We start from the raw sequence: 25,268 nt of genomic DNA, 5'->3' as shown, positions 1-25,268 counted from the left end.
ACACCGAAGCGAGTGGCAGCAGGGCATTGAAAAGGAATCGCCGGGAGCGACTCATCAGGAAACGATCATCCGACAACCGGCGGACCCCGGCGGGAGAAGTAGGGGAAGACGTATGCACTCTGAAACGAATAAACCGACCAAAACCGCTGAGTGGCCGGTGCGCTCAGAACGACGCAGGCAAATACGAACGGCGTCAGGCCGTCATACAGTAGGTTGGTAAAGTTTTCGAGCCAGACTAACTCGTTGGTCGTGTGTGTATTGGGCTGGTAGGGGCTGTCGCCAACGGGTTTGAAAGGGTGGGCGTGAACGATAATCCGCCCACTGGCCAGTTTGTGGGCGTGCCGGAAAACCACCGAATTGACCATCATCAGGCTGAAGAGAATCAGCAGGACGCGGGCAATTTTTCGTCGATAAACCGGCAACCAGTACATGGCTCTTTATAATAAGTTGTAGATTGCGTCTGTAACCATTTTAACAAATATAGAGAATAGATTTAGACTTGTCTAAATTTTTTACAGGATTGAATTTATTCGCTTAAATTTCTTTCGACACATGCGAAAAATTGCCATGCTGGGTTCCGGCTTTATTGGCCGGTTTTATGCCGAGTCCATCCACGGTCAACGCGGCCGTGACCGGGTGGTTGCCATCTACGCCCGCCGGGAAGAAAGTGCTAAAAAATTTGCCAACGACTACGGCTGTTCCATCTGGGGGACGGATATGGAGGAAGTGATTGCCAATCCGGAAGTCGATATGGTGTGCATTGCGTTGCCCAACAACATCCACGAAGCCGCCGTCATGCTGTGCGTCAAACACAAAAAAGCGGTGGTCAGCACCAAACCACTGGGGCGCAATGCCGATGAGGCTTTACGGATGATGAAGGCCGTGGAGGAAGCCGGTATTTTTGCCGGGTATCTGGAAGATCTCTGCTACACGCCAAAATTCCTGAAGGCACTGGAAAGTGTGAAGAATGGGGCACTGGGCCGGATTCTCTGGGCCAAATCCCGCGAAACACATCCAGGACCGCACAGCGACTGGTTCTGGGACAAAGAGCAGGCCGGTGGCGGTTGTATGCTCGATCTGGGTTGCCATTGCGTCGAGATTGCCCGGAATTTTATCGGCAAGGACGTCCGACCCGTTGAGGTGATGTGCTGGGCGGCCACACAGGTGAAACCCATCGACGCCGAAGACCACGCGATTGCGCTGGTGAAATACGAGAACGGTGCCATCGGACAGTTTGAAGTAAGCTGGACGTTCCGGGGTGGCATGGATTTACGCGACGAAGTGATGGGCACCGAAGGCACCATCTGGATCAACAACTTCCTGCGCACCGGTTTTGAAATGTTCACGACTGGCAAAGGCGCGGACTATGTGGCCGAAAAAGCGGAAAGCACCACCGGCTGGCTTTTTCCGGTGGGCGACGAAGTGAATGACCTGGGCTACAACCACATGTTCACGGACATGTTCAACGCGGCCGAGCAGGGGCGCGAACCGGCCGAAACGTTCTATGATGGCTATGTCGTAAATGCCATTCTGGATGCTGCGTACCGATCCGCCGAAACGAAACAGTGGGAGCAGGTGAAGTTACCGGTTTGGCGCGGTCGCGAAGGGCTGACACAGGAGTCGACGCTGGTCGATTACGACGAAGAGTTTTACCTCATCAAAGAGGAAGTTACGCACGATGGCCGACACAAGGTAATCCTGAAGGACAAGCAAACCGGACGGATTTCGGAGCGGGATTTGACAAATTAGTAACCGATCATGGATCGCCCGTTGCAACGGGCGATCCATGATCGGTTACTAACCAGTAGTGTACGAAGGATGCATTTTTTTTTTACCCTCTTTGGCTGTTGGCGTAGAACGATCTTTAGAATGGTTTTTTCTGATACTATAATGCGAATGAGGGATGGTTGGCCGCGTAGCGGACGGATGTTTGTAACGAAAAGACTACCCGGTTCCTCCCGCGTGCCTTTGGGTACGCAACAGGCAGGTGCAGGTGATTGCGCACCCAAAGGCACGCGGGCTTTCTTGATGGCACACTGTGGCTACAAACATCCGTCCGCTACGCGGCCAACCATCCCTCATTTGCGTTAGCATCGACAAGCGTTTGCAAGAATCGTGACCAAAAAAGGGAAGGAAAAACGGTTTACCAATCATTTTAAATCCTTCATACAGTACTGATTTACTAACTGTTAATGAGGAAGGTTATTTTTTCTGTTACACTGATCCAGGATCTATCAAAGCCCAATGTTTCCAGAATCTGTTCTTCAGGTTGTTTGATATGAATATGTGCCAAAGGCACGATCTTTTTGTAACAACTCATTTGCTTCTCACCCCCGACCCGGAAACATTCGACGGCAACGGCCTACAGTCGCTACGAGGCCAATAATCTCGTAGTTTGTATCAATTTAAATTAAAATAATCAGCTTGAGTGACAACGCTACCGATAATTTTTAATTCACCAATTTGTGCATGATAAGTTAAACGATAGTAGAATTTATGGTGATGATCTTTTAAGATACTATCAGCACAGTTTTTACATAATGGGTGGTAGTTGCTCAAATAGCCCGTTGGGAGGATTTTGAAAAGATTCTCTGTGCTACAAACGTAACATTCCCATTTGGTATTAATTTCATCATTCATATCTTGGTAAGATAAGTAGTTTGAATGATCTTTGTTTCTGTCTTTTTAAATAAAAGACCACTATTTATTGGGTCGAAAAAATATTGATGAAAAGGCTTATTTCTGAAATTAGAAACGATAAAAAGACAGTATTTTTCTCGAATATCTTGAGCCACAAGGAACTCTTTTTCTGTCAGAGAAACGCTACCTGATAATTCGTTTAATCCTTTTACTTCTACACAATAATAATTAGCTGCCAATGTTAAATGGAAATCAAATCCGCAGGCAAGTTTTGTGGTGTCATTTAAATTAAAATGTTCAAATTCAGGGATCGTGCTGTATTCGATTTTGAAATATTCTTCGGCAGCAGCTCCTGTAATGAGTCGCTTAGCAACACTTTCGCTGTAGTCTTTTTTATTAATATTTTCTACGATTTGTTCAATTTCATTGTTTTTAGTTGTGAAACTTTTTATAATAGCAGTAAGATCACTAAAATCAATTTGATTAAAGTCATCAAGTAACTTTTTGCAATAATCTCTCAAATGTCTTTTATGCCACCCTTTCCGGGAATTAGGGAAGTAGGGGTCGAATTCATCACGGTAATTTTTTATAGAAGCAGGTTTTACACCGATGCAATACCCCAAAGTGTTAAATGCTTGTTTAGTACTTTCAAATCCCAATATTTTTAGAGCATCTTTGTCAAATTTTGAAAGATACAAGCCAATTAGTATAGCTTTGTCTCTTGTTGAAAAAGTGTTCATTTTATAAAACAATTTTCTTAATAGTCTGTGTCTAAAATTAAGCTCATAACTTCCTTAATATTCAAAAAAAACGACGATAAATTTCAATTTTTCGTGTTTTATTGTGGCTATAGACGAGTGGTCAAATGTAATGCTTTGGTAGAACACTTGAAAATAGGTTTTGCTTTCATTTCTTAAAACCGCCCGTGCAAAATATACCGATCCGTTCGGGCGTACAACGAAGAATAAAAACTGAAATCGGGCCGGTTGGTGTCGAGTCTTTTGTCGAGCCGCAAAACCGGGTTGCCGATTGGAACGCTTAACAACCGCGCCAGATCGCCGTCAGCCGCCACGGCCAGCACCTTCTGCTCTCCGCCTTTCACCAGTAAACCGTATTTGGTTCGCAGCAAATCGAACAGCGAGCGGTTTTCCAGCCGCTGACGCGAGAAACCGGGTAAATAGCGGTTTGGCAGAATGATCTTCTCAAAAAATACCGGCTCTTCCTCCACAGCCCGCAGGCGTTCCAGAAAGTAAAAACCGGCTTTCGTATCGTCTTCGGTGGGGGTAAACAGAAAGTCGTCCGGGAAAGTATGAAGCTTTGGTTTGGTTAAAATGGCGGTGGTCATCCGCTCGGTGCGACTCGCGTTGGCGGTATTGGCCAGCCGACCAACGATCGACATCACGCCCAAACCGATGGGCAGGGGCTGCACAATGCTGCCTTTGCCCTGGTGCTTGCGGATGTAGCCATCCTGCACCAGCAGCCCCAGTGCCTGCCGGATGGTGGGCTGGGTCAGACGAAACTGGTTCTGGAGGTCTTTTTCAGAAGGCAACAGATCCCCCGATTTGAAATCGCCCCGGATAATCTGCTGGCGTAACGATTCATAGAGGTACTGATATTGGGGAATGCGGGTAGGCCGATCGTTCATAGAGAAAGGTTGTTGACGAACAAGTATACGAAAATCTGCTTAATCTGAAACTTATTATAATAAGTTGTTGCAATACTAAAATTGCCTTTATACCTTCGTCGTTCGTAGTTAGATTTTTCGTATTAACGCCCCTAAATCCCCTAAAGGGGACTTTTCGCATCTGGATGCTGCCGTGTCCAAGTCCCCTTTAGGGGATTTAGGGGCGTTACAGGATTTTAATCGTTTATTTTTTCAGGATGGATCAACTCTGGCTGGCCAACAAACGGATTGTGGTCATTGGTGGAACAACGGGTTTGGGCCTCTCAGCGGCCCATGCTTTTGTCGGGCAAGGCGCGCGGGTCGTGGTGGTGGGCCGGAATGAGGAAAGCTGCAAAGCAGCCGAAGTCCAGTTGGGTGGCTACGGTTTTGCGCTGAACGGCGACGCCACCGATCCGGCCACGGCTCTTTCGGCCATCGCGTTGTGTCAGGGCGAGTTTGGCGGTTTCGACGGACTCTACCACGTGGCGGGCGGCAGTGGCCGACGGTTTGGCGACGGTCCGTTGCACAGCCTGACGCTCGAAGGCTGGAACAAAACTTTCGAACTGAATCTGACCTCACTGATGCTGTCGAATCAGGCGGCCATCCGCGCTTTTCAGGAGCAGAATACCGGCGGAACGATCCTGAACATGGGGTCGGTGCTGGGCTATTCGCCGTCGCCGAAATACTTTTCGACCCACGCCTATGCCGCCACCAAAGCCGCGATCATCGGTTTTACGAAATCGATTGCCGCCTATTACGCGCCCCACGACATTCGCGTGAACGTGCTGGCTCCCGGTTTGGTCGAAACGCCGATGGCGCAGCGGGCCGCCACCGACGAAACCATTTTGAAATTTGTCGCCACCAAACAGCCCCTGGACGGCGGTCGCATCGGCCAACCCACGGATTTAGACGGAGCGGCCATCTATTTTATGTCGGATTATTCCCGCTACACGACGGGCCAGGTGCTGTCTGTCGACGGCGGCTGGAGCGTCAGCGAAGGACAGTATTGAGAACCGTAAAAAAATGAACGCAATCGGCATCGACATTGGCGGTACCCGCATTAAAGGCGTCTTGATCGACGTCGAAACCGGAACGGTGTTGCATCGCGTGGTTTGCCCGACCAACGATGGGCAGGACGGACAATGGAAACAGGCGGTTGCCGATACCTATCAACAACTGAAAACCGCTACTCCCGAACCGGTAACGGGCGTGGGCTTGTCGGCACCCGGTTTGCCAACCCCGGCCAACGACGCCATTGCCTGCATGCCGGGCCGACTGCCGGGGCTGGAAGGCTTCGTCTGGTCGGCGTTTCTGGGTGTTCCGGTGCGGGTGCTGAACGACGCCCACGCGGCCCTGATGGCGGAAGCCCGGTATGGGGCCGCGAAAGGCATTCGGAACGCCCTGATGCTCACGCTGGGAACGGGCGTTGGGGGCGGGTTGCTGATCGACGGAAATCTGTATCAGGGCTATTACCAGATGGCGGGCCATTTGGGCCACGTTTCGGTGAATGCCGACAGCAACCAGTTGGATATTACGCAGATACCGGCTAGCCTGGAAGATGCAATCGGCAACGCGACGGTTTTTCGGCGGTCCAACGGCAAGTACCAGACCACGCAGGAACTGGTCGATGCCTACCGGCAACAGGAACCGCTGGCCACGCTGGTTTGGCTCACGTCCGTTCGGCAACTGGCCGTTACCATTGCCGGTTTTGCCAATGCGTTTTCGCCGGAAGTGGTCGTGCTGGGCGGGGGAATCACGCAGGCCGGCGAAGCTTTGTTCAGTCCGCTGGAAGCCTTTCTGGCGGTTTTTGAATGGCGACCGGCCGGTAAGAAAACCGCCATCTGCAAAGCGCATTTTGAAGACTGGGCCGGGGCCATAGGAGCCGCAGGTTTTGTAATTTAATACGTTCGGAGATCCACCAAAAGATTGTATGATAACAACCTATTTAGAAAAATGCCGCCAACTGATCGATACGGTCGAGGAGCAAAAATCACAACTGCAACAGGCGGCCCAATGGTTTGCCGAAACGATTCTGGCGGGTCGGATGGTGCATGTCTTTGGCTCGGGACACAGCCGGATCATGGTCGAGGAAATGTGGCCGCGCTACGGTTCGTTTCCGGGTTTCAATCCCATTGTCGAATTGTCGCTTACGTTTCACAACCTGGTGGTGGGGGCCAACGGCCAGCGGCAGGCGATGTTTCTGGAGAATGTCTCCGGGCTGGCCGAGCGGATTCTGCGCAATTACGATCTTTCAGAACAAGATACGGCTTTGATCATTTCGTCAAGCGGCTGCAACGTCGTGCCGATTGAAATGGCGGAGGAGTTTCAGAAGCGGGGCGTGAAAGTGGTGGCACTCATCACCAAAGAACATTCGGACCAGAGCACCAGCAAACGCAAAGACGGCCTGAAACTGAGCGATTTCGCCGATCTGATTCTGGATACCGGCGCACCCGTCGGCGATGCGATGGTGACGGTTCCGGGGCTGGAAACGCCGGTTGCACCCGGCAGTACCGTTGGTGGTGCCTTGATCGTGAACAGCATCAAAGCCGAACTGGCGCGCTTGCTGACCGAAGCCGGTCAGCCGCCGAAAGTGCTGACGGCCACCGCCCTGGTCGGTTCTCAACGCGCCACGGAACTGTTTGAATCCGCCTATGACGAACACGCGCATCGGCTGGCAAAGTTGTATGCCGAGGTTGGTAAAAAGACCGTTGTTCGCTAAAAAGTAAGTCAAAAACCTTGAATAGAGTCCTATGAACCGTCGTGACTTTCTGGCTTCCAGCACCCTGGCGCTGGCCATACCGGATGTTTTTTCCGCCGTCGATCGCAAACCCGTTGTTGGACTGCACGTTTGGATTTATTCATCGGACAAGCCTGCTTACGATTGCTTTCCGATTTTGGATCAGGTGTTTTCGGACGCAAAATATGCCGGAATTGAAGCCGTCGAGTTGATGGAAGTCAACTTGCGGCACGATGACGCCGTCGACCGGATTGGCGACAGTTCCCGGAAGAGCGGGGTTTCCGTTATCGGGACCTCGTATAGCCAGCCGATGTGGGATAAAAGCAAACAGACGGAGATTCTGGACGATGCCGAAAAGGTGGTCGAGCGTCTGGGTAAACTGGGTGGCCGAACGCTGGGCATCTCGGTCGGTAGCACCCCGAAAAAGAAAACGCCCGAGCAGTTCGATGTGCAGGCCGAAACCCTGAAACAAATTCAGGAAATCTGCCGAAAGAACAAGGTCGTTCCCAATCTTCACAACCACATTTACGAAGTAGCGGATGATTTATATGACCTGCAAAACACCTTGCAGCGCGTACCCGACATCGCTCTGGGTCCCGATCTGGACTGGTTGTTTCAGGCCAAAGTGGACGTTTTGACTTTCCTGCAAAAATTTTCTGATAAAATCGTTTATCTCCACCTGCGGGATCACCTTTGGACGGGAACCCGGTCGGAGGCACTGGGTGAAGGCATTGCCGACTGGGGAGCGGTGGCCCGGCAGTTGAAGAAAAATCGTTTTGCGGGCGATATCACCGTTGAACTGGCTTTTCCCAGCGGTTTTAAACCAACCCGGCCCATTCGGGAAAGCCTGAAAATGAGCCGTGACGTAATCCGTCAGAAATTTGGAGTCTAATCATCCGAGAAGCCTTCACATGCATCCATTTTTAAACCATACCCCAATACCGCTTCGGGCCGAAACCGACATCCTCGTGATTGGGGCCGGGTCGGCGGGTTGCGTGGCGGCTTTGGCTGCTGCCGAAGGAAGGCGGTTTTCGGTGATGCTGGTGGAACGCTACGGTTTTCCGGGCGGAACCTCCACGCAGATGCTGGACACGTTTTACGGTTTTTTTACCCCCGGTTCCACTCCCCGCAAAGTCGTGGGCGGCTGGCCCGACCGGGTGGTCAATGAACTGAATAAAGCCGGTGCGGTCTTTCTGCGTCCCAATACCTACGGGGCCGGAACGGGCGTCAATTACAACCCCGAACGGTTGAAACTTGTCTGGGATCAGTTGATTTTGCAAAGCGGCATCCGGTATTGGCTGCATACAACGCTGGTCGATGTGAGTCCGGAAGGGGAACGCTATGCCTGTATTTTCTGGAACAAAGCCGGTTTTGGCAAGGTGCTGGCGAAACGGGTCATCGACGCGTCGGGCGATGCCGATTTTTGCCATCTGGCAGGTTTTGCCTACGAAACGGCGGGCGAAAACGAACCGGCGCAGAGCATGACCACCACCTTTCGGATGAGCAACGTCGATCTGGACCGCTACGAGCGGGAAGGCGGCAAGAAAATGCTGGCGGAGCAAATGCGGATGGCCGTCGAAACCGGGCGGCATCGGTTACCCCGCAAGGAAGGTTCGGCGCACGAAATGAATGCGAAAGGCTGTATTTCGACGGTGGCCGTGAAAGTGAGCGGTTTATCTGCCCTGAATGCGGACGAACTGACGCAGGCCGAGGTCGAAGGGCGACGGCAGGCGTTTGTATACGAAGATTTTTTTCGGGATGCCGTACCCGGTTTTGAACAGTCGAACATCATCGGGTTGTCGCACCAGATTGGCGTTCGTGAAACCCGGCGCGTTAATGGTGAACACCGCCTGACGAAAGAGGAATGTTTGTCGGGCAAGCTGCCATCTGACCGGATTTTTCTTTGTGGAGCGCCCATCGAGGACCACCGGCAGGGACTCAACGGAGAAGACGAAACGCACTGGGAATATATCCCCGGCGACGGCGTTTATGGCGTTCCCTACGGCACGATTGTGCCCAAAGGCAGTCAGTCGGTCTGGGCGGTGGGACGGTGTTTTTCGGCCACCCACGATGCCCACGCGTCGTGCCGGTCGATGGCGCAGACCATGTCGATGGGCCAGGCTGCGGGGCTGGCGGCTGTGCAGTCACTGGCTTATGATGAAGCCGCTAATCAGATTACTGTCAGTTCGTTGCAGGGAAAATTATACGGTATTGGGGCGGTTCTGGAGTTACCGGATGCGGTAGCCGATACATCGCGAAAAGGCTGGAAACAATGAATTTTGTCAGAACGGTTTTGGGGGACATTGATCCGGAACAACTGGGGATCACGTATTCGCACGAGCATGTGGTGATCGACGAAAGCTTTCCGACGCGCGGCAATCCGGATTTCCTGCTGAATGATCTTGGTAAAATTTCAGAGGAAGTACAGCGGGTGTATGAAGCCGGAGGACGGACGATGGTCGACGCGATGCCCGCCAACTGTGGCCGCAATGCGCTGAAACTGGCGGAAGTTTCGCGCTTAACCAATATGCAGATTCTGGCACCGACCGGGCTTCATCTGGAGATGTATTACCCGCCCGATCATTGGCGCTACCGGTATTCGGAAGATCAGTTGACGCGTCTGTTTATTGCTGATTTCGAAGAAGGCATCGACGCTTTTGACTACAGCGGACCGGTCATCGAACGAACCCCGCACAAAGCCGGTTTGATCAAACTGGCTACGGGTGACGAACCGTTTACGAAGCATCAGGAGACGGTTTTTCGGGCCGTAGTCAATGCGCATCGGGAAACCGGTATTCCGATTTTGACCCATACGAATGAAGGCAAACACGCACTCGCCCAGGCGGAATTATTCGCCAGGCTGGGAGCGGATTTGCAGCATGTGGTACTCTCGCATGTCGATCGGTACAAAGACATTGCGTATAATCGGGCGGTTTTGCAAACCGGCGTTCGGGTCGAATACGACAGCGGTTTTCGCTGGAAGCCGGATCAGCAAAACTGGACGTACACGCTGTTGCAAACGCTGTTGCCCGAATTTCCGAACCAGATTACGGTGGGCATGGATGCCGCCCGAAACACCTATTGGCAGTCGTACGGCGGAAAACCGGGCCTGACGTGGCTCCTGACCACCTTTCGCGACTATTTGCGGAGACTTGATTTAGCCGACTATTTTCAACATTTATTCATCGATACGCCTAAACAGCTTTATTCATGCAACCCAACCCCATCCGCACCACCGTCATCGGCAGCTACCCGTTTCCCGGCTGGCTAGAATTTGCGTCCCAGAACCTCGATCAGTTTGGTCAGGCCGACATTGAGGAAATGATTGAAGATGCCGTTGTAGCGGCTGTTCACGACCAGACCACGGCGGGCCTGGACGTAATCACAGACGGCGAGCAAACCCGGCTGGACTTCAATCTGTCGTTTTACGGCTACATCAAAGGCCTGCAACCCAACCATTCGGAGACGCGCAAATTTGGTCCACCCGCCCACGACCAGCGCGGCAAGCATTCCATCGTGGAAGAATTGACCGCGCCGAAAGGACTGGGAGCCGTCCGCGAATTCGAACGACTGAAGAAGCTGGCTCCGGCTGGTCCCACGTTAAAAGCTTCAATTCCAGGGCCGTATACGCTCAGTGGCCGGATGTTGCCGAATGAACGCTACAAAGACCGCTACGACATCACGGAAGCCCTATTGCCCTTTGTTCGGAAAGAACTGGAGGACCTGGTGGCGGCTGGCTGTACCGAAATCACCGTCGATGAGCCGTCGATGTCGTGTTATGCTTACAAGGAAGATACGAAGCGGTTTGTCGATATTTTCAACCGGACGGTCGCACCGGTCGTCGGGAAATGCCGCCTGTCGACGCACCTCTGTTTCGGGAATTTCAAAGGGCGACCGGTGGGGTACCGGAAAATCCACCCGATGTTGCCGGATTTTCTGGATCTGGCGGTCGACGAAGTGCACGTTGAAATGGCGAACCGCGAGTTTGACGAAATTGAACTGATTGCGGAATTTGCCCAAAAAATGGATGTCGCCGTTGGCATCATCGACGTGAAGAACTATTACATCGAAACCGTCAAAGACGTAATCGAGCGCATTGAGCGGTGTTTGAAATACATTCCCGCCGAAAAACTGGCCGTTGCACCCGATTGTGGTCTGAGCCAGACCGCCCGTTGGGCCGCCCGCCAGAAACTGACGAACATGGTGGCTGGCGCGAAAAAAGTGCGGTTGGGGTAGGAATTAAAAATTAGGGCGTTCAATTAATCGCCCCTAAATCCCCTAAAGGGGACTTGGACGCAGTTTAATCCGGTTACTAAAAGTCCCCTTTAGGGGATTTAGGAGCAACAAGCTAGAGTCCTACCATTCTATGAACGATTTAATCCCTGCTTTCCAAAAAGACCAGACCTTTCTTTCGGATCTGAAAACCGCCCGTTCCCAACCCGGTCACCTGCACATCTGGTGGTTGGGGCAGAGCGGTTTTTTGCTGCAATGGCAGGATCGACGGTTATTGTTTGATCCGTATTTGTCTGATTCGTTGTCGGTTAAATACGCTCAAACCGACAAGCCGCACGTTCGGATGTCGGAACGGGTCGTTGATCCGGGCCAACTCACCGGGATCGATGTCGTCACGTCGAGTCACAACCATACCGATCATCTGGACGCGGAAACCCTGCTTCCATTGTTCAACGCCAACCCGGAAATTCAGTTCGTCATTCCGGAAGCCAACCGGTTTTTTGTGGCCGACCGAACCAAACGCGATCCCGGTTTTCCCATCGGCCTGAACGATGGCGAAACCACCGAAGTCGCCGGTTTTATGTTTCACGGCGTTCCGGCGGCCCATAACAACCTGGAGCGCGACGATCTGGGGCGTTGCAAATTCATGGGGTTTGTGGTGCAGGCCGGACCGTGGACGGTGTATCACAGCGGGGACACCCTTTGGTATGACGGGATGGTCGAAACGCTGAAATCGTTTCATGTCGACATTGCCTTTTTGCCCATCAATGGCAACAAACCCGAACGGCGCGTGGCCGGAAACCTCAATCCGGAAGAAGCTGCCCGCCTGGGAAAGGAGATTGGTGCCAGTCTGGTAATTCCGCACCATTACCACCTGTTTGAGTTCAATACCGAAGATCCCGCCCAGTTTGTTCGCGAAGCGGAACGGCAGCAGACGCCCTTTAAAGTGCTGCGATTGGGCGAGCGATGGAGCGGAAAAAAGGAATAGGCCGGAACTGTTGATTATTGCCGGCTGAATGCCGAATATTGAAGAAAGGTCTATCTACGAACCCTGCCTTTCTTCCCATGAAAAAAATAGCCGCATTTTTTCTGCTTGCCGGGCCGCTCTATGCCCAAAATCCCAATTTCAAGATTCAGGTTGTTGATAATCAGATTGATATTGGCTACGGACTGGCCATCGGTGACGTCGATGGCGACAAAAAACCGGATATTCTGATGGCCGACCAGAAAGAAATTGTCTGGTACCGCAACCCGGGAAAACCGGCTGATGCCTGGCAGCGGCATGTGATGGCCCAGAATCTAACCCCGCAGGACAACGTCTGCCTGGCCGCCCGCGACATCGACGGCGATGGCAAAGTGGAAGTGGCGGTCGGAGCGGGCTGGAACCCGTCCGAAACCAACGATTCCACCAAATCCGGGGCGGTTTTTTACCTGATTCGCCCGAACGATCCGACCCAAATCTGGGAAGCCGTTCGGCTGCACCACGAAGTGACGACCCACCGGATGCGCTGGGCTAAAGTGGCACCAAATCGGTATCAACTGATTGTGGTGCCGCTGCACGGGCTGGGGAACAAAAACGGCGAGGGGCGGGGTGTTCGGATTTTGGGGTACGAAAAACCGAAAAACCCCCGCGATCCGTGGCGGATGCAACTGGTCGATTCAACGATGCACATGACGCATAATTTTGAGATCTGGGAAGATGGCGCCGAAACCCGGATGCTGATTGGCAGCAAGGAAGGTGGAAAAACGGTGGCCTATCGCAACGGCAAATGGACGCCTGTGGATCGCTGGATCGGGGCCGGAAACGGCATGGGAGAGGTGCGTCGGGGCTTCCAGACTGCCAGGCTGCCCTTTGTGGCCGCCGTCGAACCCATGCACGGCAACAAGCTCGTGGTGTATAAAAACGGCCCGATTGCCGATGCGCCCGACAAGCTGATGTACGGTGTTCAGCAGACGCTGACGGAGCGGTTGAACCAGGGCCACGCGCTCGCTTGTGGGGACTTTCTGAAACTTGGCGTCGATCAGATTGCCGTTGGCTGGCGTAACCCCAATGCCGAAAAGAAAGTGGGCGTACGGTTATTTGTGCCGGATAAGACGTTGCAAACCTGGCAGCAACACGTCCTTGACGACAGCGTGATGATGGCGGCCGAAGACCTGCAAGCCGCTGATTTGGATGGTGATGGCGACCTGGATCTGATCGCGTCCGGTCGGGCCACGCTGAATCTGCTGATTTACTGGAATCAGCGTTAGCGGTTGGGCGCAGGAACATTACCTCACCCGTTTCAAAACTTATTTCAAAATGAAACAGCTCGACGAGGTTGAAATCATCGATTTCGATCCGGCCTATCGCGAACAGTTCAAGCAACTGAATCTGGCCTGGATTGAGAAGTATTTCAAAGTGGAAGAACCCGATATTCGGGCTTTAAGCAACCCCGAAGGGTACGTGATTGCCAAAGGCGGACGGGTGTTTTTTGCCCGGTATCGTAACGAAATCGTGGGAACCTGTGCGCTGTTGAAAAGCAGCAATGAAATCTATGAACTCGGCAAAATGGCCGTAGCACCGGAAGCGCAAGGCAAACAAATTGGGAAGAAACTTTGTCTTCACGCCCTGGAAACCGCCCGGCAAATGGGAGCCAAACAGGTCTATCTGGAATCGAACACCAGCCTGACTCCCGCGCTGGAGCTGTATAAAAAAGTGGGTTTTTCCAAGGTCGAATCTTGTCCGTCGCCCTACCAGCGGTCGAACATCAAGATGCAGATCGACCTATAAAACCGCTTTACGAAAGCTGAATGGCCAGATTGCGCAAAGCCGCAGCGAGTCCTTCCAATTGGGGAGGAAGTTCTCCTTCAGGGCCTACCTCGGTCGCGAATTCGGTCGTGGCATCGGCAATGTCATTCAGAAGCCGCTGGGTGGTAGCTTTATCTGGCGATTTAGTAGTCAGTGCCTCGTTCAGTTCCGACAATTTACTTCCCAGCGGTTGCGTATTTTCGGTCTGATTCAGAATGTCGATCCATTTCTGAAGCAGACTGGTATCGGCTTTGCCGGCTTCCAAATCAATGCCGTTGGTCAGGGTGTCGATCGTATTCTCAAGCAGTTCGCTTGTTTCGGGAAGGCTGTCTAAAAAATCGTTTTGGGGCTCCATTTTGCTCGAGTGCTATGTCGTATTCCTGTAAACTGAACCGCTGGTATCGGGGAATGTTTGTAGCTTTGTCAAGTTTTTGCAGAACATGGACCCAACCCAACTATACCCCGAATTACAATTCCAGTTTGCCCGCAGTGGGGGCAAAGGCGGTCAGAACGTGAACAAGGTAGCAACAAAAGCGGAATTATACTTCGACATTCCCCACTCGGCGGTGTTGACGGAGGAAGAAAAAGCGGTTTTGCTCGAAAAGCTCATCAATAAAATCACCACCGAGGGCGTGTTGGTGCTCTACCACCAGACCGAACGGACCCAGTTGGGCAACCGCGATAAGGTCACCGAGAAATTCTACCAGCTCATCCGCAAGGCTTTTGAGAAAGAAAAGCCCCGGAAATCCACCCGGCCAACGAAGGCGTCGCGGGAGGAAAAACTGGTTGCGAAGAAAAAAAGGGGTGAGGTCAAGGAACGCAGAAAAAAAGTCGATTTTGACTAAGAACGCATGGACGATCTGCTCAGACAACGCGTTTCCACGACGCTACAGGCTCTTTTGGGCGACCGGGTAACGGACCAGCCGGAAATCCGGAAGCAACACGGAACTGGGTTTAGCTACCACCCCTGCCAGCCACCGGATTGGGTGGTTTATCCCCAGACGACGGAGGAAATTGCCGCGATCGTCCGGCTTTGCCAGGAACATCAGCTCCCGATCATTCCGTTCGGCGCCGGAACCTCGGTGGAAGGCCACGTTCTGGCGCTGAAAGGGGGCGTCTGCATCGATCTGCAGTTGATGAATCAGATTCTGGAAGTCGATGCGGCCAATCGGTGCGCCACCGTTCAGGCGGGAGTGACCCGAAACCAACTGGATGCCTGGCTGGAAGGCAGCGGTTTCTTTTTTCCGATCGGTCCCGGCGTCAATGCCACGCTGGGCGGCATGGCCAGTACCCGGGCGTCGGGAACGAATGCGGTTCGCTACGGAACCATGAAAGACAATGTGCTGTCGCTAAAGGTGGTATTGCCGGACGGTCAGGTCATTAAAACAGGCAGCAAAGCCCGGAAATCCTCGACCGGTTATGACCTCACCCGCTTGTACATCGGTTCGGAAGGAACCCTGGGGATTCTGGCCGAACTGACCATCAAGTTACACAGCTATCCGGAAGCCATTTATGCGGCCGTTTGCTCCTTCCCGGATGTGGAAGCTGCGGTCAATACCGCTATCCAAACGATTCAGGCCGGCGTAGCGATTGCCAAAATTGAGTTGCTGGATGCGCTGATGATGCAGGCTGTCAACCGGTATTCAGGTCTCGGTTATCCTGAAAAACCGACGTTATTTCTGGAATTTCACGGTTCACCCGCCGAAATCGAAGGGCAGATCCAGCGCGTACAGGCTTTTGCGAGTCGGTTTGGGGGAACGGATTTGATCTGGGAACAGGAGGAAGCCGCCCGCCTGAAATTATGGCAGGCCCGGACGGATGCCGCCCCGGCCGCCCTGGCCATGGTGCCCGGTTCCAGTATGATGTCGACCGATGTGTGCGTACCGATTTCGCGGCTGGCTCAATGCATCGTCGATACGCAGGCTGATCTGGCCGAAACCGGGCTTTTTGCCCCCATTCTCGGACACGTGGGCGACGGCAATTTTCACCTCACCATCCCCATCGATCCCGCTAGCCCCGGCCAGTTTGAAAAAGCCAAAGCCCTGAACGAACGGCTGGTGCATCGGGCGCTGGCGCTGGAAGGAACCTGTTCGGGAGAACACGGGATTGGCATCGGGAAACTAGCGTATCTGGCTCAGGAACACGGCGTAGCGCTCGACGTGATGCGGGCGATCAAAAACGCCCTCGACCCCAACAACCTCATGAACCCCGGAAAATTGCTGCCGCCGGTTGGACCCGATTTGAGGTAAAAACCTGGCGGGAGAAAGTGAATGATCGATGAGAAAAAGTCGTATTTTTACAAAAACAGATGGTTTTATGAAAGAATTGATTTTTGTTGTTGAAGAAGATCCGGAAGGGGGCTATTCGGCGCGGGCGCTGGGAGAAACTATTTTTACCCAGGGAGAAACCGTCGAAGAATTAAAGCAAATGATTCGAGATGCCATTGACTGCCACTTTGATGACGCCAGCCAATGGCCCCAGATTGTTCGGCTTCACTTTGTGAAAGATGAAGTTTTTGCCCTATAATAAACTGTATTTTCATGGTTGCAATTTGTTACCATCCTTTCCATCAAGGCAAATTCCTTCTACGTTTGGGTCATGAAAATACCACGCGATTTAACCGGTACTGAACTCATTCAAATTCTCAAACCGCTGGGGTATCGAATAACTCGTCAAACCGGTAGCCATGTCCGTATTGAAACTGAACAGAATGGCCTGCATCATGAAACTATCCCTCGCCACAATCCGCTTAAGATTGGTACGTTGAACGCCATCCTAAATAACATTGCCAATCATTTTGGGATGACAAAAGAAGAATTGGTTAAACGGCTATTTGGTTAGTTTTAAGTTATTTGTGCTGTGATTTGTAATGTTCCGCCAGCACATCTTCACCAAAGTCACTGGTTAAATCCCGCACTACGGTATGGGTGTGGTTCGCCTGATTCTGCGCATTGTCGTACTCAATCAGCAGGGTGGGGCCGTGAATGCGGTAATACTGGCCTTTGCCGGGACCAAAACCGGGTTGCCGGTCGCCCGCCCAGGCAAACACCAGTTTGTCCAGCCCGATTTTTTTCAGCTTGTCCATCTGCTGGTTCTTCAGCGTCACGTGGTAGTTGTTCAGGTAGGTATCCAGTAAGGTCAGAAAGGTTTTCTGCTGGCTTTCCGTCAGTTTCAGAAATGGAATGCCCTCCATTTTTTCGATGGATACTTTCCGAACGTTGGTGGAGAAAATTTCCTGCGGGGAGGTTTCGCTCATGAGGGCCATCTTTAACTGGTCGCTGTTCAGCGAGTTGACCAGCGCCAGCCCCAATTCGGCTTCCTGTTTCAGAATCTGTTTGCCTTTCTGGGGTACATCGACCCGGACGATGTCCGGATTGCTGCCGAGGAAGGTGGGCGTCATGCCCGATATTTTGCCCGTCAGCGACGAAAATTGCCACAGTAAATGGTGCCCATTCAGCCGCCAGCCCCAGGGTTCTTTGCTGTTCGGTTCGCCAAAAAACGTAAAGAAGTAGTTGATCGGATCGCGGTGGGTGTCGTTCGGCGGGCGATTTTCCTGAACGCGCAGCACATTCTCCATGTCCATGATGGCCGTTGTCTTCTCAAATCCCTGCTCACTCATGGCCAGTTTCAGCAGGGCCATGGCGGCTTTCTGCTGCTCTGGCGTCATTTTTTTCATCGACAACCCTTTGCGCGGAACCGGCGTGTAAAACCACACAAACCGTTCGTCGTCGTTGAACGGAAACATCGCCACTTTGCGCTGTTCTTCATCGAGGGATTTCAGGAAGGAGGTCACGGCGGCTGCCATTTCCTTGCCAATGGGTTCGCGGGAAGGGGGCGTAAAGGCCAGCAGTAACCCGGTCAGAAGAATAAAGTACTTTTTCATGAAGGCTTAGGAATTTGGGGGGGAAGATACGGAATTTTACGGTTTTTAGTACTGCAATTTGTTTTCCGGAACCGGCCTGAGAAACCGGGGGCTACCTCCATCCTTTTTTCATCCGCTGCAAACCCCCGTTTGAATAATAGAAAGTCCAGTTCAGCCATTTGTGCTTAATCCCGGGATATGATCTTCCGTATTTCGTCTGATAAATAACCGGATCAATCCATTTTTTGACCCTTCGTCCGGGCGTTCAGTATAACAACAAAACAAGTCCACTATTCACTTATCATTTACCACCGTGCCACAACCTGTAAACAACAACCGGTTTCGGAGCTTCCGGCTTCCGAAACTGCGGCTTTTCTGGAAGTCCTCCCTGTTGGGTCTCATGCTCATTCTGTTGAGTCGCTACGCCTACAGCCAGACCCGTGTCAATTTTAGCATCAATCCCCAAAATTCCCGCAAGCCGATCAGCCCGCTGATTTACGGCACCAACGATCAATACCCCTACGCGACTGCCAAGCGGCTGGGCGGCAACCGCATTACGAACTACAACTGGGAAAACAATGCGTCGAACGCCGGTTTCGACTGGTTTCACGAAAGCGATAATTACGTCCCCGGACAGCAGAATGTGCCTGAAAATCAGTACGATGTTCCAGGAGCCGCCCTGTCGACATTCCATCAGCGGTCGTTGAATCAGAATGCCTACTCGCTGGTGACGCTCCCGATGGCGAAGTACGTAACGAAGGATAAAAACGGGGCCGTTACGCCGGAGCAGGCGGCTCCGTCGAGCCGTTGGGCGGCTGTCAAATACCGCAAACCCAGCCCGTTCACCTTGCTGCCTGATGTCAACGATGGCGAGGTGTACGTGGACGAGGAACTGAATTATCTGCAACACCACTTTGGCCGGAGCAACACACCCCGGGGTGTTCGGGGCTATGCGCTCGACAACGAACCGGGCTTGTGGGCCAGTTCCCACAGCCGCATGTGGGGCACGACGCCGGTCAGCGTTCGCTACCTGATGGACAACTCCTTTGAACTGGCCCAGCGCATCAAGGAAATGGACCCCACGGCCGAAGTTTTCGGTCCGGCATCGTTTGGGATTTCGGAGTTTGAAAACCTGCAGTTTGCGCCCGACTGGGACCAGGAAAAGGGCAATTATCCCATTTTTCTGGATTTGTACCTGGGGAAGATGCGGGAAAAAGAGCAGCAGGGCGGGAAGCGATTGCTCGACGTGCTGGACGTACACTGGTATCCGGAACGGAGAAATGACGGCCTTCGCCCGACCGACAACCGGACCGACTACGCCAACAATGCTGCCCGCATGGCCATGACCCGTTCGCTGTGGGATCCGACGTATAGTGAGGGTACGTTCGTGAGCGATGATCCGGTCAAACGGCAACTGTTTTTGCCCTTTCTGCCCAAAATGCACCAGCACATCGGGCAGTATTATCCGGGAACGAAACTGGCCATTACCGAATACAGCTACATGGGTCTGACGCACGCTTCCGGCGGGATTGCCCAAGCTGACGCGCTGGGAATCTTTGGCAAGCAGGGCGTTTACCTGGCTACCTACTGGGGTGGCGTCGTGGATTTTATCAAATCGGGGTTTGATCTGTACCGGAACTACGACGGACAGGGTGGTCATTTTGGCGATACTTCGGTGGAGTCAGGCACGAATGATCTGGTCAATACCTCGGTTTTTGCCTCCATCAATGGCAGCGACGATGCGAAACTGCACGTCGTGGCCCTCAGCAAAAACCAGGATGGCCCCATCACCGCCACTTTTACCATCGGCGGCAGCCGCCCATACAAAAGTGCCACGGTTTGGGCGTTCGACAATTCCAGCCCGGTGCTGAAACAATTGAAAAGCGTTCGAACCATCAACAACAATACCTTTGAATACGTCCTGCCGGCGCTGACGGCCTGCCATTTTGTTTTGTCGGAAGAAAACATTGCCATTTATCCCGACATCACCGAAACGACGATCAATCCGTCGGCGGGCTATTCCGACGGGACGGCAACGTTTGAGCTAACGGCCAAAGTCGCCGATGGCGACAATGATCTTGCGGGTGTAACGGCCGATCTGAGTCCCCTGGGCGGGGGAACTGCCGTGGCGTTTACGCCCAGTGCAACGGAAGCGGGGCAGTATCGCCTGTCGGTTCAGGTGCCTGTTGGAACCGCGGCCGGATCGAAATCCATAAAAATTACCGCGAAGGATGCCGCCAATCACACCGCCGAAGCCGCCGTTTCGTACCGGGTCATCAAGCGGACGGCGGAAACCGTGATCTGGGACGGCGACGAAATCAAGCGGGGCACCGGGGGTTCTTACTACGATCCGAGTGATACACAGGCCCTAAATGCAAAAATAGAACGGCGCGAAGCCGGTGGACAGCACCAGCCGGGCAGTCTGTTTATGCACTTCGAACACGCCAATAACCGCTACAATACCATGACCTGGCGGCTTTCCGACAATGACAACCCCGCCGACGCCCGGGACATCCGGGATTTCGGAGCCCTGGAGTTCTACCTCAAATCCAATGCGCCCGAAAATTCCGATATTGAAGTGAGTCTGCGGGATGCTACGGCGCAAATGCACACTTCCAACACCGTGTGGCTGAAGCAGGGCGGCTACCTCGGTTCGCTCAATTCCAGTGGCTACACGCGGGTTAAAATTCCGCTGTCGGCCTTCACGACCGACTCGCAAATTGATCTCGGACAGATCTGGCAGTTGAATTTTAACTGCAACACGGCCCAGAAACCGTTCGATGTCTGGATCGACGACGTGCGGGTGCTGCCGTATTCCAACCCGGTTTTGCAACCCGTTATCCGCGAAACGGGGATTACACCGGCTAGCGGATATGCCGATGGAAAAACGACCGTTACGGTTTTTGCGCAGGTGGACGACCCGGACAACAACCTACGGGCGGTAACCGTCGATCTGGCTCCGCTGGGACTTGCCAATAAACAGGCCATGACGCTCGAAAATGGCCGGTATTCGGCTACGGTAACGGTTCCGTCGGGCGTTGTCAAAGGCACAAAGCAACTCAACATTGCGGCTGTGGATGCCGAAGGCAACTCCGCCGATGCGTCCGTTCAGTTCACGGTGAATGAGCCAGCAAGTTCGGTGGTTCTGTGGGATGGCGATGTGGTGAATACCGGAAAACCGACCACGCTCAACGCGGTGACGACCTGCGTGGTCGATGAAGCCAACGGCAACAAGGCTCCCAAAAGCATGAAAATGCACTTCGATATGGCCGACAACGGTTTTGCCGCGATGGTCTGGGACTGGAACGAAAACACCAACGACGAAGCCATTAAAGACCTGAGCACCAAGGGTTACCTGACGTTTTACGTGAAAGTCAGCAATCCCGGAGAGAACTTTGATTTTCAGGTGTTCCTGAAAGACCGCTCTGCCGCAAGCACCTCACCCGTGCCGGTGCGCGGAGGGGGTTATGTGACTGCTTTCTCCGGTGATTACCAGCGGGTTCGGGTTCCGATGAGCGCACTGCTGGCGGGTGACAAAATTGATACGAAACAGGTGACGCGGATCGGTTTTCTGTCGACCGGACTGGACAAGGCCTACGATTTCTGGGTCGATGACATCGAAGCGGGGGGCAGCAACGTTGCGGATGTCAAACTGACGACGCAAAATGCCGCCTGCGGTTCTACCGGAGCCATTCGGGTGGTTTCCATCAACGGCAGCGAAGCGGTTTCGGGGTATACGTTTTACCTGAACAACGTGGTCAATCCGGCCGGGGAGCATGTGGCGGTTTTTAGTAATCTGGCTCCCGGAAAATATGATTTACGAATCGAGGGGAACGACGGTTTTCTGTATTACGAAAACGTACCCATCGGTGGGGGCACCAATCCGTTGTCGGCCGCCATTGTGCAGAACCAGACGACGCTGGATTTAACCGTTTCGGGCGGCAGCGGTTCCTACAGCTATCGTTGGTCGAATGGCAGCACGACGGAAGATCTGTCTAACGTAGCGCCCGGTACGTATCGCGTCACGGTGACGGATTTGGTGAGCGGCTGTACCATCGAAGCATCCATAACCGCAACGGGCGGAACCGCCGGCGCGGACTTTGTGGTGACCGACGCGACGTGTAAACCCAATGGCCGGATCGAGGTACAAAATGTTACTGGCTCGGGGGGTAACACGAAGTATGCCATCAATGGTAAACCGAATCCGGCGGGGGGCGACCAACCGGTTTTCAGCGACCTGGCTGCGGGCGATTACGAGATTGTTATTACGGGCGATGGCGATTTCCGGTTTGCCAAAACCGTTTCCGTGCAGGACAAGGGCGAAAAACCGGTCGTCAAGGCGGAGATCAGTATCGAAAATGAAAAAGCGTACATCAATCTGACGGTTACCGGTGGCAGCGGAATTTACATCTACAAATGGTCGGAAGGGTCGGAATCCCAAAATCTGTGGGAGGTTCTCGACGGAACGTACCAGGTGGAGGTGACCGATGCGGCAACGGGCTGTAGCACCACGGCGTCCTACACCATCGTCATTCCCGGAATCGAGCTGACCCCTGAGAACCCCAGTTGTGCGCCCAATGGAAAAATCCGGGTAACCGCCGTGAAGGGGTCAGGTGGTAACAATAGGTACTACATTAACGGCGAACCGAATCCGGCCGGGATCAACAACCCCGAATTTGGGGGGCTGGTGCCGGGAGCCTTCCGCATCAAAGTGGAAGGCGACGGCGGTTTTCAGATTGAAAAAGAGGTGACGCTGGAAGGGTCCGGCTCGGCACCGGAAGTCACGGCCAACGTCAGCTACCTGAACGGCAAAGGTTACATCAACCTGAACGTGACGGGCGGGAGTGGCATCTATACCTACGACTGGTCCAATGGTGCCACAACCCTGAACATCTGGGAAGTTCCGGCGGGTACCTATTCCGTGGTGGTCACCGACCTCGTCAGCCAATGCAAAACCACCTATTCGGCGACGCTGAGTGACGCCAGTGAAAGCATCATGATTTACCCCAACCCGGCGGTGGGTCAGGAACAGGTGCTGGTTCGCTATAATTTTGTGGATACCCAGGTTCGGAAAGTGGTGCTGAAAGATCACGTCGGGGTGGTGGTGTATACCGCCGATGTGGCCGAACATGCTACTGAAATAACCGTGCCGGTTCGGAATCTGCGGAGTGGTACGTATCTGGTGATTCTGGAGGGGAAAACGCTGATAACGAAACACTTGATTGTTCAGTAGGGTGGTCGTTTCATCCGGTTTTACACGGCAGTCCGCGCGGGCTGCCGTGTATTTGTTTGAAAGAAAGGGAGGAGTGGAAGAAAAATTGCTTTGTCTTTTGAGAGAATCGCCGGAACCCGGTTATCGTCGTTCTGTTCACACATGAAATCCGCCATCGATCGCTTGTTGCAGACTTCGGGTCTGCCGCTGACCGTCCGCCAGTTTTGGTGGTACAGTTTTTTCTACTGGAGTTTTTTTTCGCTGATCTGGTATGGTCAGGCCGTCATGGTCTGGCTGCTCACGCCCAACGCCCGGCTGTATTTCACCGATACGCTTTACTGGCTCATCGAGCTGTTGTATTGGTGGAGTGCAACGCCCCTGATCATTTTCTGCGCCCAGCGGTTTTCGCTCCTGAAAACCCAGCGCGCCAGCCGGTTTGTCACCCAGGTGCTGACGCACCTGCTGATTGCTGCGGTGCTGTATGGGGTTGAACTGGTGGTGGAACACCTGCTGCTGGGAGCCGCCATTGCCCACGAGCAGGGGAAGGTGATCACCATTCGGCGGGTGATGACAGTATTTTTCCTGAGTTTTGGCAATGCGTTTGCCCAGTACATGCTGCTGGTGGTTTGTTATACCGTGTTGACGCACGTCTACCAACTGCAATCGCTGAAACAGCAACATTTACAGGCCGAACTGGTCAACGAACAGCTCAAAAGTCAGTTGGCTAATGCGCAGTTGCAGGCGTTGAAAATGCAGTTAAATCCTCATTTTCTGTTCAATACGCTCCATACGGTGGTCAGTTTGATGCTGCGGAACCAGACCCGCCGGGCCGCCCTGATGGTGACCACGCTGAGCGACCTGCTCCGGAGTGTGCTGGTGCGTCAGCAGGCCAACTTCATTTCGGTGCGCGACGAGATGACCCTGACCCGGCAGTACCTGTCGATCCAGCAAATTCGCTTCGAAGACCGCTTGATGGTTGAATACGAGATTGCGCCCGAAGCGGAAGAATGCCTGTTGCCGCAGTTGATTCTGCAACCCATCGTCGAAAACGCCATTACCCACGGCATTGCCGACCTCACCGAAGGGGCGCTAATTCGCATCACGGCGCAACGGCTTGACGAAACCGTCGTTATTCAGGTGTTCGACAACGGTTTGGGTCAGGAACAACTACACGATACATCCGGGATGGGCCTGGGCCTGTCCAACACGCTTTCGCGGCTGGAGAAAGCTTACGGCGAACAGGCGACGATGCAGTTCGATCAGCCGCCGGGCGGCACCACCACCGTCAGCTTGCGGATTCCCTGCCAGTGTTCCTTGTTAAATTCAACGGTACCCCATGAACCCGTATCACACGCTCATCATTGACGACGAACTGGCCGCCCGCGAGGTGATCCGGACGTTGCTGGCCGACACGCCCATGCTCCGGGTGGTCGACGAAGCGGCCAATGGCCTGGAAGCGGTGCAGAAAATTCTGCTTCACCGCCCGCACCTGATTTTTCTCGACATTCAGATGCCCCGGCTCGACGGTTTCAGCGTGCTGCGGAAAGTCTGGCCCGACCACCAGCCGACGGTGGTGTTCACGACGGCATACGATCAGTATGCTCTTCAGGCTTTCGAAGTCAACGCCATCGATTATTTGCTCAAGCCTTTCGACGAAATTCGATTCGGGCAGGCACTGGGCCGGGCCATCGAACGGCTCAACAACCAGAACCAGCCCAAAATCGAGGCCCTGCTGGCCCAACTGCTCAGTGCGCACACGCCCGCACCCCCGCGCGAGTATCTGTCGCGGGTGCTGGTGAAGGAGCAGGGCCGGATGTATTTCGTGAATCTGAACGACGTGCAGTATTTGGATGCAGACGGTAATTACATCACCCTGCACACGGCCACCGGCAAGCACATCGTGTACGACAGCCTGACGAAGCTCGAAACCCGGCTCGATCCGAACCAGTTTGTGCGGATGCACCGCTCACACATTGTCAATCTGGCCTACGTTCAGGAAGTAGAAACGCATTTCAACGGCGATTACATCGTTCACCTCAAGCTGGGGCAGACGCTGAAATGGACCCGCAATTACCGGGATAAAATTCAGGCGTTTCTGGGGTGAAGGGGCGAAATGTCGATTCTGAAAATTGG

The 25,268-nt window shown here is 53.3% G+C and carries 24 protein-coding genes; 18 read left to right on the top strand and 6 right to left on the bottom strand.

Annotated elements, in window-relative coordinates; all coding sequences use genetic code 11:
* Positions 1–65: 65 nt before the first annotated feature.
* Complete coding sequence (locus tag DUE52_RS26790) at positions 66–431, bottom strand: DUF8478 family putative metalloprotein (protein ID WP_114409157.1); 366 nt, start codon at positions 429–431, stop codon at positions 66–68.
* Positions 432–552: 121 nt separating this feature from the next.
* Between DUE52_RS26790 and DUE52_RS26785 the strand changes: the two genes are divergently transcribed.
* A complete protein-coding gene (locus DUE52_RS26785; RefSeq protein WP_114409156.1) occupies positions 553–1,749 on the top strand; it encodes a Gfo/Idh/MocA family protein in 1,197 nt (398 codons plus the stop codon).
* Positions 1,750–2,400: 651 nt separating this feature from the next.
* Here the strand turns inward: DUE52_RS26785 and DUE52_RS32220 are convergent.
* The 3 genes from DUE52_RS32220 to DUE52_RS26775 form a co-directional block, all read right to left on the bottom strand.
* Positions 2,401–2,640, bottom strand: coding sequence for a hypothetical protein (locus DUE52_RS32220; protein WP_133299955.1), 240 nt, complete (start codon positions 2,638–2,640; stop codon positions 2,401–2,403).
* Positions 2,637–3,380, bottom strand: coding sequence for a protein NO VEIN domain-containing protein (locus DUE52_RS26780; RefSeq protein WP_114409155.1), 744 nt, complete (start codon positions 3,378–3,380; stop codon positions 2,637–2,639). Before DUE52_RS26780 ends, DUE52_RS32220 begins: the two co-directional genes overlap by 4 nt.
* A 173-nt stretch (positions 3,381–3,553) precedes the next feature.
* Positions 3,554–4,285, bottom strand: coding sequence for a GntR family transcriptional regulator (locus DUE52_RS26775; RefSeq protein WP_114409154.1), 732 nt, complete (start codon positions 4,283–4,285; stop codon positions 3,554–3,556).
* A gap of 236 nt (positions 4,286–4,521) precedes the next feature.
* On the opposite strand from DUE52_RS26775, the gene DUE52_RS26770 reads away from it, so the two are divergent.
* The 10 genes from DUE52_RS26770 to DUE52_RS26725 all read left to right on the top strand — a co-directional run bounded on the left by DUE52_RS26770 (position 4,522) and on the right by DUE52_RS26725 (position 14,043).
* On the top strand, positions 4,522–5,313 hold the full coding sequence (locus DUE52_RS26770; RefSeq protein WP_114409153.1) for an SDR family NAD(P)-dependent oxidoreductase: 792 nt from the start codon (positions 4,522–4,524) through the stop codon (positions 5,311–5,313).
* 13 nt (positions 5,314–5,326) lie between these two features.
* On the top strand, positions 5,327–6,205 hold the full coding sequence (locus DUE52_RS26765; protein WP_114409152.1) for an ROK family protein: 879 nt from the start codon (positions 5,327–5,329) through the stop codon (positions 6,203–6,205).
* A 28-nt stretch (positions 6,206–6,233) separates the two neighbouring features.
* Positions 6,234–7,022 (top strand): sugar isomerase domain-containing protein, encoded by a 789-nt coding sequence (locus tag DUE52_RS26760; RefSeq protein WP_114409151.1) that lies wholly within the window; start codon positions 6,234–6,236, stop codon positions 7,020–7,022.
* A gap of 31 nt (positions 7,023–7,053) precedes the next feature.
* Positions 7,054–7,932: a sugar phosphate isomerase/epimerase family protein gene (locus tag DUE52_RS26755; RefSeq protein WP_114409150.1), complete on the top strand. Its 879-nt coding sequence runs from the start codon at positions 7,054–7,056 to the stop codon at positions 7,930–7,932.
* 19 nt (positions 7,933–7,951) lie between these two features.
* Positions 7,952–9,316 carry an FAD-dependent oxidoreductase gene (locus DUE52_RS26750; RefSeq protein ID WP_114409149.1) on the top strand — a complete coding sequence of 455 codons (1,365 nt, stop codon included), beginning with the start codon at positions 7,952–7,954 and terminating at the stop codon, positions 9,314–9,316.
* Positions 9,313–10,311: a phosphotriesterase family protein gene (locus DUE52_RS26745; protein WP_114409148.1), complete on the top strand. Its 999-nt coding sequence runs from the start codon at positions 9,313–9,315 to the stop codon at positions 10,309–10,311. The genes DUE52_RS26750 and DUE52_RS26745 overlap by 4 nt, the downstream gene beginning before the upstream one ends.
* On the top strand, positions 10,251–11,276 hold the full coding sequence (locus DUE52_RS26740; RefSeq protein WP_114409147.1) for a methionine synthase: 1,026 nt from the start codon (positions 10,251–10,253) through the stop codon (positions 11,274–11,276). The genes DUE52_RS26745 and DUE52_RS26740 overlap by 61 nt, the downstream gene beginning before the upstream one ends.
* Before the next feature lie 130 nt (positions 11,277–11,406).
* Positions 11,407–12,261 carry an MBL fold metallo-hydrolase gene (locus DUE52_RS26735; protein ID WP_114409146.1) on the top strand — a complete coding sequence of 285 codons (855 nt, stop codon included), beginning with the start codon at positions 11,407–11,409 and terminating at the stop codon, positions 12,259–12,261.
* A 77-nt stretch (positions 12,262–12,338) separates the two neighbouring features.
* The gene (locus DUE52_RS26730; RefSeq protein WP_114409145.1) at positions 12,339–13,523 is read left to right on the top strand and encodes an FG-GAP repeat domain-containing protein; all 1,185 of its coding nucleotides are present in this window, start codon (positions 12,339–12,341) and stop codon (positions 13,521–13,523) included.
* Positions 13,524–13,572: 49 nt separating this feature from the next.
* Positions 13,573–14,043: a GNAT family N-acetyltransferase gene (locus DUE52_RS26725; RefSeq protein ID WP_114409144.1), complete on the top strand. Its 471-nt coding sequence runs from the start codon at positions 13,573–13,575 to the stop codon at positions 14,041–14,043.
* 7 nt (positions 14,044–14,050) lie between these two features.
* Here the strand turns inward: DUE52_RS26725 and DUE52_RS26720 are convergent, their stop codons facing one another.
* Positions 14,051–14,416, bottom strand: coding sequence for a hypothetical protein (locus tag DUE52_RS26720; RefSeq protein WP_114409143.1), 366 nt, complete (start codon positions 14,414–14,416; stop codon positions 14,051–14,053).
* Positions 14,417–14,501: 85 nt separating this feature from the next.
* Here DUE52_RS26720 and arfB point away from each other — a divergent pair, with 85 nt between their 5' ends.
* The 4 genes from arfB to DUE52_RS26700 all read left to right on the top strand — a co-directional run bounded on the left by arfB (position 14,502) and on the right by DUE52_RS26700 (position 16,902).
* On the top strand, positions 14,502–14,906 hold the full coding sequence (gene arfB / locus DUE52_RS26715; protein WP_114409142.1) for an alternative ribosome rescue aminoacyl-tRNA hydrolase ArfB: 405 nt from the start codon (positions 14,502–14,504) through the stop codon (positions 14,904–14,906).
* Between the two features lie 6 nt (positions 14,907–14,912).
* A complete protein-coding gene (locus tag DUE52_RS26710; protein WP_114409141.1) occupies positions 14,913–16,310 on the top strand; it encodes an FAD-binding oxidoreductase in 1,398 nt (465 codons plus the stop codon).
* 67 nt (positions 16,311–16,377) lie between these two features.
* Positions 16,378–16,587, top strand: coding sequence for a type II toxin-antitoxin system HicB family antitoxin (locus DUE52_RS26705; RefSeq protein WP_114409140.1), 210 nt, complete (start codon positions 16,378–16,380; stop codon positions 16,585–16,587).
* A gap of 72 nt (positions 16,588–16,659) precedes the next feature.
* Positions 16,660–16,902: a type II toxin-antitoxin system HicA family toxin gene (locus tag DUE52_RS26700; protein WP_114409185.1), complete on the top strand. Its 243-nt coding sequence runs from the start codon at positions 16,660–16,662 to the stop codon at positions 16,900–16,902.
* A gap of 7 nt (positions 16,903–16,909) precedes the next feature.
* Here DUE52_RS26700 and DUE52_RS26695 read toward each other — a convergent pair whose 3' ends face one another.
* Complete coding sequence (locus DUE52_RS26695; RefSeq protein ID WP_229312323.1) at positions 16,910–17,944, bottom strand: DUF3500 domain-containing protein; 1,035 nt, start codon at positions 17,942–17,944, stop codon at positions 16,910–16,912.
* Between the two features lie 292 nt (positions 17,945–18,236).
* Between DUE52_RS26695 and DUE52_RS26690 the strand changes: the two genes are divergently transcribed.
* From DUE52_RS26690 to DUE52_RS26680, 3 genes are all read left to right on the top strand, one after another.
* Positions 18,237–23,156: a glycoside hydrolase family 44 protein gene (locus DUE52_RS26690; protein ID WP_114409139.1), complete on the top strand. Its 4,920-nt coding sequence runs from the start codon at positions 18,237–18,239 to the stop codon at positions 23,154–23,156.
* 141 nt (positions 23,157–23,297) lie between these two features.
* Entirely contained in the window at positions 23,298–24,500 is a 1,203-nt protein-coding gene (locus DUE52_RS26685) for a sensor histidine kinase (RefSeq protein ID WP_229312322.1), read from the top strand.
* Complete coding sequence (locus tag DUE52_RS26680) at positions 24,472–25,239, top strand: LytR/AlgR family response regulator transcription factor (RefSeq protein ID WP_114409138.1); 768 nt, start codon at positions 24,472–24,474, stop codon at positions 25,237–25,239. Before DUE52_RS26685 ends, DUE52_RS26680 begins: the two co-directional genes overlap by 29 nt.
* The last annotated feature ends 29 nt before the right edge of the window (positions 25,240–25,268 follow it).

Origin of the sequence: Larkinella punicea, from assembly GCF_003334855.1 — a bacterium.
Lineage (GTDB): Bacteria > Bacteroidota > Bacteroidia > Cytophagales > Spirosomataceae > Larkinella > Larkinella punicea.
This window is presented reverse-complemented; position numbering and strand designations above follow the sequence as displayed.

Excerpts from the sequence above, each read along its gene's own strand:
- DUE52_RS26790 (WP_114409157.1), bottom strand. The coding sequence starts at position 431 with ATGTACTGGTTGCCGGTTTATCGACGAAAAATTGCCCGCGTCCTGCTG.
- DUE52_RS26785 (WP_114409156.1), top strand. The coding sequence starts at position 553 with ATGCGAAAAATTGCCATGCTGGGTTCCGGCTTTATTGGCCGGTTTTAT.
- DUE52_RS32220 (WP_133299955.1), bottom strand. The coding sequence starts at position 2,640 with ATGAATGATGAAATTAATACCAAATGGGAATGTTACGTTTGTAGCACA.
- DUE52_RS26780 (WP_114409155.1), bottom strand. The coding sequence starts at position 3,380 with ATGAACACTTTTTCAACAAGAGACAAAGCTATACTAATTGGCTTGTAT.
- DUE52_RS26775 (WP_114409154.1), bottom strand. The coding sequence starts at position 4,285 with ATGAACGATCGGCCTACCCGCATTCCCCAATATCAGTACCTCTATGAA.
- DUE52_RS26770 (WP_114409153.1), top strand. The coding sequence starts at position 4,522 with ATGGATCAACTCTGGCTGGCCAACAAACGGATTGTGGTCATTGGTGGA.
- DUE52_RS26765 (WP_114409152.1), top strand. The coding sequence starts at position 5,327 with ATGAACGCAATCGGCATCGACATTGGCGGTACCCGCATTAAAGGCGTC.
- DUE52_RS26760 (WP_114409151.1), top strand. The coding sequence starts at position 6,234 with ATGATAACAACCTATTTAGAAAAATGCCGCCAACTGATCGATACGGTC.
- DUE52_RS26755 (WP_114409150.1), top strand. The coding sequence starts at position 7,054 with ATGAACCGTCGTGACTTTCTGGCTTCCAGCACCCTGGCGCTGGCCATA.
- DUE52_RS26750 (WP_114409149.1), top strand. The coding sequence starts at position 7,952 with ATGCATCCATTTTTAAACCATACCCCAATACCGCTTCGGGCCGAAACC.
- DUE52_RS26745 (WP_114409148.1), top strand. The coding sequence starts at position 9,313 with ATGAATTTTGTCAGAACGGTTTTGGGGGACATTGATCCGGAACAACTG.
- DUE52_RS26740 (WP_114409147.1), top strand. The coding sequence starts at position 10,251 with ATGCAACCCAACCCCATCCGCACCACCGTCATCGGCAGCTACCCGTTT.
- DUE52_RS26735 (WP_114409146.1), top strand. The coding sequence starts at position 11,407 with ATGAACGATTTAATCCCTGCTTTCCAAAAAGACCAGACCTTTCTTTCG.
- DUE52_RS26730 (WP_114409145.1), top strand. The coding sequence starts at position 12,339 with ATGAAAAAAATAGCCGCATTTTTTCTGCTTGCCGGGCCGCTCTATGCC.
- DUE52_RS26725 (WP_114409144.1), top strand. The coding sequence starts at position 13,573 with ATGAAACAGCTCGACGAGGTTGAAATCATCGATTTCGATCCGGCCTAT.
- DUE52_RS26720 (WP_114409143.1), bottom strand. The coding sequence starts at position 14,416 with ATGGAGCCCCAAAACGATTTTTTAGACAGCCTTCCCGAAACAAGCGAA.
- arfB (WP_114409142.1), top strand. The coding sequence starts at position 14,502 with ATGGACCCAACCCAACTATACCCCGAATTACAATTCCAGTTTGCCCGC.
- DUE52_RS26710 (WP_114409141.1), top strand. The coding sequence starts at position 14,913 with ATGGACGATCTGCTCAGACAACGCGTTTCCACGACGCTACAGGCTCTT.
- DUE52_RS26705 (WP_114409140.1), top strand. The coding sequence starts at position 16,378 with ATGAAAGAATTGATTTTTGTTGTTGAAGAAGATCCGGAAGGGGGCTAT.
- DUE52_RS26700 (WP_114409185.1), top strand. The coding sequence starts at position 16,660 with ATGAAAATACCACGCGATTTAACCGGTACTGAACTCATTCAAATTCTC.
- DUE52_RS26695 (WP_229312323.1), bottom strand. The coding sequence starts at position 17,944 with ATGAAAAAGTACTTTATTCTTCTGACCGGGTTACTGCTGGCCTTTACG.
- DUE52_RS26685 (WP_229312322.1), top strand. The coding sequence starts at position 23,298 with ATGAAATCCGCCATCGATCGCTTGTTGCAGACTTCGGGTCTGCCGCTG.
- DUE52_RS26680 (WP_114409138.1), top strand. The coding sequence starts at position 24,472 with ATGAACCCGTATCACACGCTCATCATTGACGACGAACTGGCCGCCCGC.